The following is a 13,042-nucleotide window of genomic DNA, read 5'->3' on the forward strand; positions in this document are numbered from 1 at the left end:
TCAAAATTCCTGTTTGGGCTAGCCCAAACAACTTAACCTCTGGAACTCTAGTTATCAATGAACTTGTTGCACTTGACTTGACAACGTGCGTCTAAAAATTTTTTTAATATTTTTTATAAAAACGCTTGCAAACGGATTCATAATGGTGTATAATAAATTCAACTTAGGAAAACGTTTGCGCTAGTGAACGTTTCACAATAAACCATTTATTCTTGGAGGGAAGAATATGAAACACAAACTACTTAAGAGCGTTGCTCTTCTAGCTGCATCTACTGCTGTCTTGGCTGCTTGCTCAAACTCATCATCTGACTCAAGCTCATCTACGGATGCTGGGCAAGAGTTGACAATCTATATCGATGCACAATACGAAGCATACGTCAACGATGCAAAAGCTGCCTTTGAAAAAGAAAATGAAGGCGTTACTGTTACCGTTAAAACCGGTGACGCTCTTACAGGTTTGGACAACTTGTCACTCGATAACCAATCCGGTTCAGCTCCAGACGTTATGATGGCACCATACGACCGCGTAGGTAGCCTTGGTTCAGAAGGTCAACTTTCAGAAGTAAAATTGGCTGAAACAAGTAAGACAGATGACACTACTGAGACACTGGTAACTACTGGTGGTAAAGTCTACGGTTCACCTGCCGTTATCGAAACATTGGTTGCTTACTACAACAAAGACCTTGTTTCTGAAGCACCAAAAACATTTACTGAATTGGAAGAGTTGGCTAAAGATAGCAAGTACGCATTTGCTGGTGAAGAAGGTAAAACTTCAGCCTTCCTAGCTGACTGGACAAACTTCTACTACGCATATGGACTTCTTTCTGGTTACGGTGGTTATGTATTCGGTGAAAATGGTACAGATCCAAAAGACATCGGTCTTGCTAACGAAGGTGCTATTAAGGCTATCGAATACGCTAAAACTTGGTATGAAAAATGGCCTCAAGGTCTTCAAGATGCATCTGCTGCTGGTAACTTGATCCAAACTCAATTTACTGAAGGCAAAACAGCTGTTATCATCGACGGTCCATGGAAAGCTGCTGCTTTGAAAGATGCAGGTGTCAACTACGGCGTAGCTACTATCCCTACACTTGCTGACGGCAAAGCATACTCAGCATTCGGTGGTGGTAAGGCTTGGGTTATCCCTGCAGGTTCTAAGAACCCTGACTTGGCACAAAAATTTGTTGACCACTTGACTTCAACTGAACAACAAAAAGCATTCTACGATGCTACAAACGAAGTTCCAGCTAACACAGAAGCACGTGAATATGCAGTAAGTAAGAACGATGAATTGACAACTGCGGTTATCAACCAGTTTGCTTCTGCTCAACCAATGCCAAACATCTCAGAAATGAGCACAGTTTGGGAACCAGCTGCTAACATGCTCTTCGAAGCTGTAAGTGGTAAAAAAGATCCTAAGACTGCTGCTACTGACGCTGTGAAATTGATTGAAGACACAATTGCTCAAAAATACAGCAACTAGTCATTTTTAAGTCAGACTGGGATTTCCTCCCAGTCTGCTTTGTTACTACAAACCGAAATATATATTGATATTTAGGACTGACCTAAAGGAGATTACACTATGAAACAAAATCCAAGTAAGGCACTCCTCTTGTCCCTTCTTCCAGGATTGGGGCAAATCTACAACAAGCAAAAAGCAAAAGGCTATATCTTCCTTGGCGTAACACTAGCTTTCCTAGTCTACTTCATTGCAATAGCAGGTGGAGAAATTGGAAACTTGATTACCCTTGGTAGCCAACGTGGCCGTGACAACTCCCTCTTCATGTTGATCCGTGGTTCCTTCCACCTCATCATTACCGTTGTCTATCTTGCTTTCTACGCCTTAAACCTAAAGGATGCCCACGACACTGCCAAACGAATCAATAATGGTATTCCTGTTGCAGTCACATTGCAAGACATGATAAAAGGAATCTATGAAAATGGTTTCCCTTATCTCTTGATAATTCCTTCATATATTGCCATGACCTTTGCGATCATTTTCCCGGTTGTGGTGACACTCTTTATCGCCTTTACCAACTACGATTTCCAACATTTACCACCTGGTGCTCTTCTAGATTGGATTGGCTTTACTAACTTTACAAATATCTGGAAACTCAGCACCTTCCGTGCAGCCTTTGGTTCTGTCTTAGGCTGGACAATCATCTGGGCCTTGGCTGCTTCGACTGCACAGATTGTTATCGGTATCCTAACAGCCATCATTGCCAATCAGCCATTTATCAAGGGCAAACGCATCTTCGGTGTTATCTTCTTGCTCCCATGGGCTGTTCCAGCCTTCGTAACTATCTTGACTTTCAGTAACATGTTCAACGATAGTGTCGGTGCTATTAACACACAAGTATTGCCATTCTTGAGCAAATTCTTGCCATTTATCGATAACTTCCTCATTCCATGGAAAACAGATCCATTCTGGACTAAGGTTGCCCTTATCATGATGCAGGCTTGGCTTGGTTTCCCTTATATCTATGTCTTGACCTTGGGTATTTTGCAATCTATTCCAAACGATTTGTACGAGGCTGCCTACATTGATGGGGCAAGTGCCATTCAAAAATTCCGTAGCATTACCTTGCCAATGATCTTGGCAGTGGCTGCTCCTACTCTGATCAGTCAGTACACCTTCAACTTCAACAACTTCTCTATCATCTACCTCTTCAATAACGGTGGACCTGGTAGCGTCGGTGGGGGTGCTGGTTCGACTGACATCTTGATTTCATGGATTTACAAATTGACAACTGGTACTGCTCCTCAGTATTCAATGGCAGCTGCGGTTACCTTGATCATCTCTATGATTGTCATCAGTATCTCTATGATTGCCTTCAAGAAATTAAATGCTTTTGAAATGGAGGATGTATAAGATGAAAGTATCTGTAAAAACTAGACGCAGACTAAATCAGACCTTTACCTATCTCTATCTGATTGCCCTGTCTATCATCATTATTTACCCTCTATTGATTACCATCATGACAGCCTTTAAATCAGGAAACGTGGTAGCTTTTAAGCTAGAGCCAATCCAGTTTACTTTGGACAATTTCAAAGGACTATTTAGCGAAACTCTCTACGGTACCTGGTACCTCAACACGCTCATTATCGCAATCTTAACAATGCTTATCCAAACCAGTATAGTGGTATTAGCTGGTTATGCTTATAGCCGTTATAACTTCATCGCTCGTAAACAGAGTTTGGTTTTCTTCTTGATTATTCAAATGGTGCCAACAATGGCTGCCCTTACAGCCTTCTTCGTTATGGCCCTCATGCTCAATGCCCTCAACCAAAGTTGGTTCCTCATCTTCCTTTATGTCGGTGGTGGTATCCCTATGAATGCATGGCTCATGAAAGGTTATTTCGATACAGTGCCAATTTCTCTCGATGAATCTGCAAAACTAGACGGTGCTGGTCACTTCAGACGTTTCTGGCAAATCGTTCTTCCACTTGTTCGTCCAATGATTGCTGTACAGGCACTCTGGGCCTTCATGGGACCTTTTGGAGATTACATCCTATCCAAATTCTTACTTCGCGAAAAAGAATTTTATACTGTAGCAGTCGGTCTTCAAACCTTCATCTCTGATGTGAAAAACTTGAAGATTGCCTACTTCGCGGCAGGTGCTATCCTCATCGCCCTCCCAATCAGTATCCTATTCTTCTTCCTACAAAAGAACTTTGTATCTGGTTTAACAAGTGGTGGTGACAAGGGGTAACCCTGTCCCACCTTTTCCCTTTTTAGACAGAGCCAAAATTTTTATGAAAGGTACAACACATGATTCCCTATCCATTCTCTTATTTTTCCAGTATTTTTTCTCCTAGAAAAATGTTTGCCAACCGCAGATGGATGAACGTCTGGCAAGGGCTATTTACAACGCTCTTTTTAGTGTCCCTCCTAGTCATTCCCAGTTCTCTCCAAACAGTCAGCTTGGAAACCTATCCGCTGGAAAACTTTGTAGAAGGGGTGTATCAACCGCTCAATGAGGATGTCATGAATGACCTTAGCCAACATGTATCTATTGAAAATGGACAATTCACCTATACAGGAAATAGTAGTTGGGAGCAGGTTACCTTTGGCGAAACAGTGCCTAAAAGCTCTGATTTCTCCTACCAATTTGGCCAACAAAATCTGACCATTCGAAAAGGACAGGATATCCTAACCCAGCTCAGCTACGATGGACTGACAAATGCTGATTTTTCAAGTAGGGAAAGATTGACCACCGCCCTTTCAAAGAATTGGTACCAAGCCAATCGGGCAATGGTTGGTCTGAGCATTACCTTGGTATCGACCATGATTTTGGCCACCAATCTCCTCTTTATTCTGCTGGGTGCAAGTGGCTTTCTCTACCTGACTAAAAAATCCCGTTTCTTCCATTTTCATACCTTTAAAGAATGTTTCAATTTCTCCCTGCATTGCTTGGGACTACCAACCATTTTAGCCTGCCTGATTGGGATTTTTGGGCAGCCTGTTACAACTGTTTTGACTGTTCAAAATATCCTCTTTGTGATAGTATTGATTTGGGTATTTTTCAAAACCAAATTCAGAGATGAGATTTAGGAGGCTCCTATGCGTGCTACCATTAAAGACGTCGCTAAGTTAGCAGGGGTTTCACCTTCTACCGTTACCCGCGTCATTCAGAACAACTCTGCTATTAGTCAAAAAACCAAAGAACTAGTTAGAAAGGCTATGGCGGACCTCAACTACCACCCCAATCTCAATGCTCGTAGTCTAGTTTCTAGCTACACACAGGTGATTGGCTTGGTACTACCAGAAGATTCTGATGTCTTCTACCAAAACCCTTTCTTCCCGACAGCCCTGCGTGGTATTTCACAGGTGGCTGCTGATCACAATTATGCGATCCAAATTTCTACGGGAAAAAATGAAGAGCAGCGATTGGAAGCTATTTCTCAGATGGTCTACGGAAAACGAGTTGATGGTCTAATTTTCCTTTATTCCAAGCCAGATGACCCACTTGTCCAGCTAGCCATTCAGCATAAGTTTCCCTTCCTCATTCTCGGTAAGGCAGATTCTCCATTTATCTCCCTAGTCGATAATGACAATATCCAGGCTGGATTTGAAGCGACCAATTACTTTATCAATAAGGGCTACAAGAATATTGCCTTTGTCGCTGGGAACAGGGAATTAGTCGTTTCCCAAGACCGCTATACTGGCTATAAAAACGCCCTCAAATCTCATAATATCCCTCTTGATGAAAACAAGGTCAAGTTTGTGTCTGGTTTCCTATTGGAAGACAGTTCCTACAAGATTTCAAAAAAATTACTCAAACAAGATATTGATGCTATCGTCACAACCGATACCATGGTGGCAGAAGGGATTGTCAAATACCTCAACGAAGTCGGTACAAAACTCCCTATCATCTCCTTTGACTCTGTCAAACCAAAACTGGATATTGAAGCCTATGTCGATGTCCACGCCATCAAGCTGGGACGCGTGGCCTTCAACACCCTTCACCAAATCATCAGCGATAATAAGGAAGACAAGCAGGTTTGCTACCGCCGTGTCATTCCGCATACGATTACTGAACTTTAACTTAGAAAGGAGCCGTTCGGCTCATGGCATTACGACAATTTCAAGCATTTCTAGATGATGTAGCTACTATTCGCTTGGTTATGGAAAAACGATTTGATACCGAACACATGAGTTTTTCCCTCGAGTCCGACGATGCCACATCTCAACTATTTATTCATTCCTGTCTAGAGGTAGAAAACCTGGTTCTCTACTATCTGACCAGCCTACACGCCTTAAATTTGGACAAGGACTATACCATTTACGATCAAGACCGCAATAAAACAGAGCTAGGCTATGGTCATATTGTCCGCTCTGCTATTTTCGAACAAAACTATACCTATGATGGCAGTGATTTGGGGGCAAGTTATAGCCCTCAGTCCACAATCTTCAAACTCTGGGCACCTATCTCCAAGCAGGTATTTTTAGTCCTTGAGGGAACACCGTATGCCATGACAAGAGGTTCAAAAGGTGTCTGGCAGGTCACAGTAGAGGGTGATTTGGACAGTCAAAGCTACCACTATCTCCACAAAGTCAATGGCGAGTGGATTTCTGTTCATGACCCCTACGCCCTTTCTTCCAAAGCAAACTCTGGCGATAGCTATGTCATCAATCCAAATAAACTCCACAAGGTTCGTCGCGCCAAGACCCAACGACCAATTTCTCAAGCTATTGTCTATGAAATGAGTGTCCGCGACTTCTCTTGGCAGACAGAAGCTGGCTTCAAACACCGTAGTCAATTCCTCGGTCTGACTGAATCACCTGTCTTGGATGGTATGAAACTGGGAATGGACTATATCAAAAATCTGGGCGTTACCCATATTCAACTTCTTCCTGTTTATGATTTTGGAAGTGTAGATGAAAACAAACCCCAAGCTGTTTATAACTGGGGCTACGACCCTATGCAGTACAACCTGCCAGAAGGCTCCTTCTCCAGCCTACCAAATGACCCCTATGCTCGCATTCTAGAACTCCAAGAGGCCATCCAAGCCTATCACGATGCCGATATTTCCGTCAATATGGACGTTGTTTACAACCATGTTTATCACGCTGAGAAATACGCATTCGAGCTAATTGTTCCTGGTTATTTCTACCGTTACAACGAGCATGGTATGCGGACGGATGGAACCTTCTGTGGCAACGATGTCGCTAGCGAACGCAGCATGGTCCGTAACTACATCAAGCAATCCCTCCGTCAATGGACCAGTATCTATGGTTTTGATGGCTTCCGTTTCGACTTGATGGGGATTTTGGACAGCCAAACCATCAACCAAATCCAAGAGGAATTGTCAGCCATTCACCCAAATATCTATCTCTATGGCGAAGGTTGGAAAATGGCAACTGGTCTAGACTATGAAAAACTGGCCCACCAGTACAATGCCGACCAGCTTCCAGAAGTGAGTTTCTTCAACGATGACTATCGGGATACCTTCAAGAAACTCTTGCTCAACCCTACCCGTCTTGTTGACAAACAACTACACGAAAAAGTGCAGCATCTCCTGACTGGAAGCCGTTACAGCCACTTCATCACACCGCAACAGTCACTTAACTATATCGAGTGTCATGACAATGCAACAGCCTTTGACTACTTCCATATTGAACATCCAGACTGGACACCTCAGCAACAAAAACGGGCTGCCAGTTTTGGTCTTCAATTGGTCCTCATTTCTCAAGGAATGGCCTTTATTCATAGCGGACAAGAATTCTTCCGTACCAAAGATGAGATTGATAATACTTACAATATTCCGGATAGAATCAATCGCCTGGACTGGACACGGGCTGTTCACTATAAGGAACATATCGAATTTATCCAAGAATTGATTGCTTTCCGTAAGAACAATCCAATTCTGAGTCAGGATAGCTATGAAACCATCCAAGAGACCTGTGATTTCTACTGGTTGACTGAATATGTCCTCCGCTATCAAGTCTCAAATGGCGACAAAACTATCCAGTTCATTATCAACTTTGCGGACAGCGATTTTGTTTTTGAAAATGAAGGTCAACAAACCATTCATTTCACTTTCCCACCCGTTGACGATAAAAAAGCCCAGCAAATCACCCTTGCTGGACAAAGTATTTGTATTTTGGAAAATAAATAGGACTTTAGACCGATGAAAGTAACCTAAATCTAGAGTATACTATTATCAATCCTAAATATTTTTCATAAATCTCCTTAGAACTCATCAGTAATGCTGGTGAGTTTTTTGTGTACCAAAAAACAACCCAGCGTTTGACTGGGTTGAAGATTTCACATCAATTCTATGATTTTCCGACCAATGCGTTCAATATCATTCTGCATGCCACGCAATTCAAAGGTATCAATAATAGGGAATCCAAAGCGCTCAGAATACTGCTTGGCAGTCAGGCAATATTGGTTATTAAAATTACGATTTCCTGAGCCAACAACCCCCAGACAGAGCTCTGCATTTCTACCCAAAGCGATGAAATCTCCAAGGGGATTGGTCAAAATCTCCACATCTCCATTGTCCACTCCATTTCCACCTTCTAAGTAGGTTGGTAAAAAGGCGACAAAGGGTGCATCTAGCTGATAGAAAGGAATATCCTGCTTGACCAAATCTTTGACATGAACCAATTCGAGTTCCCAATCTGTTTGAAATTGGAAAAAGCCTTTCAGGCGTTTGACAAAACTTTCTGTATTGCCACTCAAACTGATATATACCAGGTACATTTTTTTCTTCATACATTTCCTCTTAATAAAAAAACACTATATGTAGACTGTAAAAACTATTTTACTCCCACATGTAGTGTTTGTCAATCAGTCGCTTTCCACAAACCGACCAATAATATTGACGTTGTCAGCTACCGATACAAAGGCTTTGGGGTCTGCCTTTTTCATAATTTGCTTAAATTCACTAAACTCCGCACGTGTGATAATGGTAATCAGAACCGTTTTTTGCTCATGATTGTAGGCACCCTCCGCACCATTGATGATCGTCACACCGCGATTTAGTTTCTTGTGAATTTGTTTAATAACTCGGTCTGGCTGATTGGTAATAATCATAGCCTGCATCCGCTTCTGCTTGACAAAAATAGCATCTGTCATCCGACTGGAAATGAAAAGAGCCACCATCGAATAAAGGGCGTATCGCCAACCAAAGGTCATCCCTGCTATCAACATAATCATAATATTGACAATCAAGGAAATAGAGCCGACTTGTCGTCCCGTCTTCTTGCGAATAATAATTGAAACAATATCTGTACCACCACTGGAAACATTATTCCTAAGGGCAAAACCAATTCCCGTTCCGAGCATGAGGCCTCCGAAAATCGCGTTGACTAAGGGGTCTGTCGTTAGGGTAACTGGAGGCATAAACTGAATAAATAAAGAGCTAAGTGATACGGTGATAAAGGTAAAAATGGTAAATTTGTAGCCAATTTTATACCAGGCTATAACGAGCAAGGGAATATTGAGGGCATAATATACCGCAGCGATTGGTATATCCCAACCCGCATAAGAAGCAGCTAAGGCAGAAACTATCTGAGCTATACCAGTCACTCCCGATGAATAGACATTCCCTGGTCGAAAGAAAAAATTCACCGCAATACTAGATAGGAGTCCATAAATAATGGACCCCGATATCCGTTCTGCATATTTTTCTCGAGAAATTCCTGAGATAACTGACCAAAACTTATTCTTTCTGGCCTTTCTTAAAAAAAGTACACGCTGTTTTCTGAAAAATTTATTCATTTTCAAGGGTGATATCTAAAGCTAATTCCTCTAATTGAGCTGATGCTACTGTGCTTGGAGCTTGTGTCATTGGATCAGATGCCTTGTTGTTCTTCGGAAAGGCAATGACTTCACGGATGTTGTCCTCACCAGCCAAGAGCATGACAAAACGATCCAAACCGATAGCCAATCCACCATGTGGTGGGAAACCATAGTCCATAGCTTCTAACAAGAAACCAAACTGCTCATGGGCATCCTCTGCAGAGAAGCCAAGTGCCTTGAACATCTGTTCTTGCATCTCTTTTTGGTTGATACGAAGGCTACCGCCACCAAGCTCATAACCGTTTAGAACAATGTCATAGGCAACTGCACGTACCTGTGCCAAATCACCATCTAAATGATGAGCTGTTTCTTCTGTTGGCAAGGTGAATGGGTGGTGGGCACTCATGTAACGACCTTCTTCCTCAGACCACTCAAACATCGGCCAGTCTACAATCCAGAGGAAGTTGAATTTGCTTTCATCAATCAAGCCCTGTTCTTTAGCCAAGCGATTACGCAAGGCTCCCAAGGTATTGTTGGCTACTTCCAATTCATCTGCCACAAAGAGAACTAAGTCCTTGTCTTCCAGTTGTAAACTTGCTGTCAACTTATCTGTAATACTTGTCAAGAACTTAGCAACTGGACCCGCTAGTTCTCCCTGGTCAACCTTGACCCAAGCTAATCCCTTGGCACCAAATTGTTTGGCGTACTCTGTTAATTTATCAATGTCCTTACGAGAGTAGCTGTCCGCCGCACCTTTGACCACAATAGCCTTTACAACAGGTGCTTCTGAGAAGACATTGAAGTCAACTTCCTTGACAGTAGATGTCAAGTCTTGCAAGAGCATGTCAAAACGAGTATCTGGCTTGTCTGAACCATAGAAGTTCATAGCATGGTCATAGGACATACGTGGGAATGGCAAGGTCACGTCGATCCCTTTGGTATCTTTCAAGACCTTAGCAATCAAGCCTTCTACGATGTCTTGGATTTCAACTTCATTCAAGAATGAAGTTTCCAAGTCAACCTGTGTAAACTCAGGTTGACGGTCCCCACGCAAATCTTCGTCACGGAAACACTTAACGATTTGGTAATAACGGTCAAAACCAGCATTCATCAATAGCTGCTTAGTAATCTGTGGGCTTTGTGGAAGGGCATAGAAGTGACCTTTTGACACACGAGAAGGTACCAAGTAATCACGCGCACCTTCTGGCGTTGACTTGGTCAACATTGGCGTTTCCACATCGATAAATTCAAGCTCGTCTAAGTAGTTACGAATGCTGTGGGTTACAGCTGCACGCAATTTGAAGTTGTTAAGCATTTCTGGACGACGAAGATCCAAATAGCGATAGCGCAAACGTGTATCGTCACTGGCTTCAATACCATCCTTGATTTCGAATGGGGTTGTCTTAGCCGAATTCAACACTGTCAAGCTGGTTACTTGCAGTTCAACCGCTCCTGTTGGAATATTGTCGTTTGCTTGTTCGCGCTCCACAACCGTTCCCGTCACTTCGATAACAAACTCGGAACGAAGACTCTCCGCTTTTGCCATCACTTCAGCTTCAACAGACTCAGGGTTAATCACCAATTGCATAATGCCTTCACGGTCACGCAAGTCGATGAAAATCAGGCCACCCAAGTCACGACGGCGGCCAACCCAACCTTTCAAAGTAATTTCCTGTCCGACATGCTCCTTACGAACACGTCCAGCATACATAGAACGTTTCATATTCTTCCTCTTTTACTGATTTTATACTTATTCATTCTACCATAAAATAGCTGATTTTTGGGGGAAATTGCCGAGAAAAATCGAAAAACCAGCCTTAAACAACTGGTTTACTATATAACATATCTAAATGCGGAATATCGTCCTCTAGATAGACTTCTGAAACTGCCTCAAAACCTAGCGAGCCATAGAACTTTTCTAAATGGGCTTGGGCCCCTATCTTAATCTGACTTTCCTCCCATTCGGTTGTAATGTAAGCGATAGCTTGCTCCATCATTGGCCGACCTAAACCTTTGCCACGATGACTTGGCTTGATGACCACACGTCCGATGGAAACTTCATCATAACTTAGACCAGCCGGCAATATTCTCAAATAAGCCACTAACTCCCCATTGTCTGTTCCTAAAAGATGAAGACAGTTTGGATCCTTTCCGTCAACTTCAGGATAGGGACAGGCTTGTTCTACAACAAACACATCGGTCCGAAGTGTCAAGATAGTGTAAAGTTCCTGTAAACTTAGTTGGTCAAATGCTTTTATTTCCCACTTCATACATTCCTCCTAGGGCAGAATGTTCCCTGCACTTCTGTAAATCTCATACCATTCTGGTCTAGTTAAGGTAATCTGGCTAGCCTGGACAATCTTTGTCAGGCGATCTGGATTCATAGAACCTACAATGGTTTGAATCTTTGCTGGATGACGCAAAATCCAAGCTACGACAATGGTTTCATGTGAAACATGGTATCGCTTTGCTATTTCCCCAATAGTTTGATTTAAAAGAGCATAGTCTGGATGATTGGCAAAAATACCTCGTTGCAAATCAATCAAGAAAGGTGACCAGGCCTGGATAGTGATTTTTTTAAGCTGGCAGTAGTCAATCAGCCCGCCGTCTCGCATAGTCGCAGCATCATCTTTCATATTGACATGGAGCCCTGCATCAATCAAAGGAGTATGAGCTGGCGAAAGTTGGAGCTGATTGACCGCTAGGGGCTGGTCCAGATAGGACTGGAGCAACTCCATTTGGTAAATGTTTTGGTTGCTGACGCCAAAATGATGAACCTTCCCTGTTTTTTTCAAGAGATAAAAGGCTTCCGCTACTTCCTCTGCTTCCATGAGAGCATCTGGACGGTGGAGGGCCAAAACATCAAGATATTCTGTATCCAAGCGCTTGAGAATACCGTCCACAGACTCCAAGATGTAGTCTTTAGAAAAATCAAAATAGCCCTTACGAATGCCACATTTTGATTGAAGTAGAATATCCTCGCGTTTCAATCCCGCCAATTTTGCTCCCTGAGCAAAACGGATTTCTGACTGACCACCGCCATAAATATCCGCATGATCGAAAAAGTTGATTCCTTCCTCAACGACTGTTTTCAAGACATTAGCCGTTTCCTGCTCTGTCAGACTAGCCATTCGCATACAACCTAGACCAATTCGCGAAACTTCTAATCCTGTTTGTCCTAATTTTTGCATTTATCTTCTCCTTTGTAAACGCTTTTCATATTCCTTATTATAACAGAAAAACCCAGCCGAAACTGAGTTTTAGTTAAAACCATAAATTCTTTTCGCGATTTTATAGACGGCATTGGAAATTTTTCGACCTGGATAACCATAAAGGTTGGTTAACTGACCGAGTAGTCCTTTGCGAACTATTTTAAATAGGGCTGGATTGTTATCTCGAATATAGTGCCACAATTCCTGCTTTTTCATCATGTGCTCAGCAGTACCAGCCCGATTGAGAAGGGCACAGGAGATAATGGTTGTGATTTCCACGTGATTGAGTAGATAACTCCGTAAATCAGGATTGTCAATCGCCTCCAAGTCTAAATTATCTACCAAAATTCGATTGACTTTTAACTGCTGGTCAATTCGTTTAATCATGACGGACTCATTAACTGACTGGTCATTTCGCCCAATAAAGTAACGATAAAAATCTACAGGAAGATAGTACATGGTTTTCACTGCCTGTAAGGGTGTAAAGACAAAAACATACTAAGATTAGTAGTGAAGAAATCTCCGACGGGAGAGAGTACTCACTACTTTTTTCATTCTCAAGATGATAAAGTAGAG

At 42.4% G+C, this 13,042-nt stretch carries 12 protein-coding genes; 6 read left to right on the top strand and 6 right to left on the bottom strand.

Annotation, left to right across the window (positions count from 1 at the left end; all coding sequences use genetic code 11):
- Positions 1 to 226: 226 nt before the first annotated feature.
- From RFK25_RS10210 to pulA, 6 genes are all read left to right on the top strand, one after another.
- Positions 227 to 1,483, top strand: a complete 1,257-nt coding sequence (locus tag RFK25_RS10210; protein ID WP_332413302.1) for an extracellular solute-binding protein — start codon at positions 227 to 229, stop codon at positions 1,481 to 1,483.
- Positions 1,484 to 1,582: 99 nt separating this feature from the next.
- Complete coding sequence (locus RFK25_RS10215) at positions 1,583 to 2,872, top strand: carbohydrate ABC transporter permease (protein ID WP_105109250.1); 1,290 nt, start codon at positions 1,583 to 1,585, stop codon at positions 2,870 to 2,872.
- 1 nt (position 2,873) lies between these two features.
- A complete protein-coding gene (locus RFK25_RS10220) occupies positions 2,874 to 3,713 on the top strand; it encodes a sugar ABC transporter permease (RefSeq protein ID WP_105109251.1) in 840 nt (279 codons plus the stop codon).
- A 59-nt stretch (positions 3,714 to 3,772) separates the two neighbouring features.
- Positions 3,773 to 4,555, top strand: a complete 783-nt coding sequence (locus RFK25_RS10225) for a DUF1189 family protein (protein ID WP_332413303.1) — start codon at positions 3,773 to 3,775, stop codon at positions 4,553 to 4,555.
- Between the two features lie 9 nt (positions 4,556 to 4,564).
- Complete coding sequence (locus RFK25_RS10230) at positions 4,565 to 5,548, top strand: LacI family DNA-binding transcriptional regulator (RefSeq protein WP_332413304.1); 984 nt, start codon at positions 4,565 to 4,567, stop codon at positions 5,546 to 5,548.
- Between the two features lie 23 nt (positions 5,549 to 5,571).
- Entirely contained in the window at positions 5,572 to 7,623 is a 2,052-nt protein-coding gene (gene pulA / locus RFK25_RS10235) for a type I pullulanase (RefSeq protein WP_332413305.1), read from the top strand.
- A gap of 149 nt (positions 7,624 to 7,772) precedes the next feature.
- Here the strand turns inward: pulA and nrdI are convergent, their stop codons facing one another.
- The 6 genes from nrdI to RFK25_RS10265 all read right to left on the bottom strand — a co-directional run bounded on the left by nrdI (position 7,773) and on the right by RFK25_RS10265 (position 12,925).
- The gene (gene nrdI / locus RFK25_RS10240; protein WP_332413307.1) at positions 7,773 to 8,225 is read right to left on the bottom strand and encodes a class Ib ribonucleoside-diphosphate reductase assembly flavoprotein NrdI; all 453 of its coding nucleotides are present in this window, start codon (positions 8,223 to 8,225) and stop codon (positions 7,773 to 7,775) included.
- Positions 8,226 to 8,300: 75 nt separating this feature from the next.
- A complete protein-coding gene (locus tag RFK25_RS10245; RefSeq protein ID WP_443035558.1) occupies positions 8,301 to 9,239 on the bottom strand; it encodes a YitT family protein in 939 nt (312 codons plus the stop codon).
- A complete protein-coding gene (gene aspS, locus RFK25_RS10250) occupies positions 9,226 to 10,977 on the bottom strand; it encodes an aspartate--tRNA ligase (RefSeq protein WP_332413311.1) in 1,752 nt (583 codons plus the stop codon). The genes RFK25_RS10245 and aspS overlap by 14 nt, the downstream gene beginning before the upstream one ends.
- Before the next feature lie 94 nt (positions 10,978 to 11,071).
- The gene (locus RFK25_RS10255) at positions 11,072 to 11,524 is read right to left on the bottom strand and encodes a GNAT family N-acetyltransferase (RefSeq protein WP_332413314.1); all 453 of its coding nucleotides are present in this window, start codon (positions 11,522 to 11,524) and stop codon (positions 11,072 to 11,074) included.
- 9 nt (positions 11,525 to 11,533) lie between these two features.
- On the bottom strand, positions 11,534 to 12,445 hold the full coding sequence (locus RFK25_RS10260; RefSeq protein WP_332413315.1) for an aldo/keto reductase: 912 nt from the start codon (positions 12,443 to 12,445) through the stop codon (positions 11,534 to 11,536).
- Positions 12,446 to 12,514: 69 nt separating this feature from the next.
- Positions 12,515 to 12,925, bottom strand: coding sequence for a glycosyl transferase family 2 (locus tag RFK25_RS10265; protein ID WP_332413316.1), 411 nt, complete (start codon positions 12,923 to 12,925; stop codon positions 12,515 to 12,517).
- Positions 12,926 to 13,042: the final 117 nt, after the last annotated feature.

This window comes from Streptococcus sp. SS-4456 (genome assembly GCF_036680365.1).
Classification (GTDB): Bacteria; Bacillota; Bacilli; order Lactobacillales; family Streptococcaceae; genus Streptococcus.

What these genes read in the sequence shown, in the direction of transcription:
- aspS (WP_332413311.1), bottom strand. Translation starts at nt 10,977, where the DNA reads ATGAAACGTTCTATGTATGCTGGACGTGTTCGTAAGGAGCATGTCGGA.
- RFK25_RS10265 (WP_332413316.1), bottom strand. Translation starts at nt 12,925, where the DNA reads ATGTACTATCTTCCTGTAGATTTTTATCGTTACTTTATTGGGCGAAAT.
- RFK25_RS10260 (WP_332413315.1), bottom strand. Translation starts at nt 12,445, where the DNA reads ATGCAAAAATTAGGACAAACAGGATTAGAAGTTTCGCGAATTGGTCTA.
- RFK25_RS10210 (WP_332413302.1), top strand. Translation starts at nt 227, where the DNA reads ATGAAACACAAACTACTTAAGAGCGTTGCTCTTCTAGCTGCATCTACT.
- nrdI (WP_332413307.1), bottom strand. Translation starts at nt 8,225, where the DNA reads ATGAAGAAAAAAATGTACCTGGTATATATCAGTTTGAGTGGCAATACA.
- RFK25_RS10230 (WP_332413304.1), top strand. Translation starts at nt 4,565, where the DNA reads ATGCGTGCTACCATTAAAGACGTCGCTAAGTTAGCAGGGGTTTCACCT.
- RFK25_RS10220 (WP_105109251.1), top strand. Translation starts at nt 2,874, where the DNA reads ATGAAAGTATCTGTAAAAACTAGACGCAGACTAAATCAGACCTTTACC.
- RFK25_RS10255 (WP_332413314.1), bottom strand. Translation starts at nt 11,524, where the DNA reads ATGAAGTGGGAAATAAAAGCATTTGACCAACTAAGTTTACAGGAACTT.
- RFK25_RS10225 (WP_332413303.1), top strand. Translation starts at nt 3,773, where the DNA reads ATGATTCCCTATCCATTCTCTTATTTTTCCAGTATTTTTTCTCCTAGA.
- pulA (WP_332413305.1), top strand. Translation starts at nt 5,572, where the DNA reads ATGGCATTACGACAATTTCAAGCATTTCTAGATGATGTAGCTACTATT.
- RFK25_RS10215 (WP_105109250.1), top strand. Translation starts at nt 1,583, where the DNA reads ATGAAACAAAATCCAAGTAAGGCACTCCTCTTGTCCCTTCTTCCAGGA.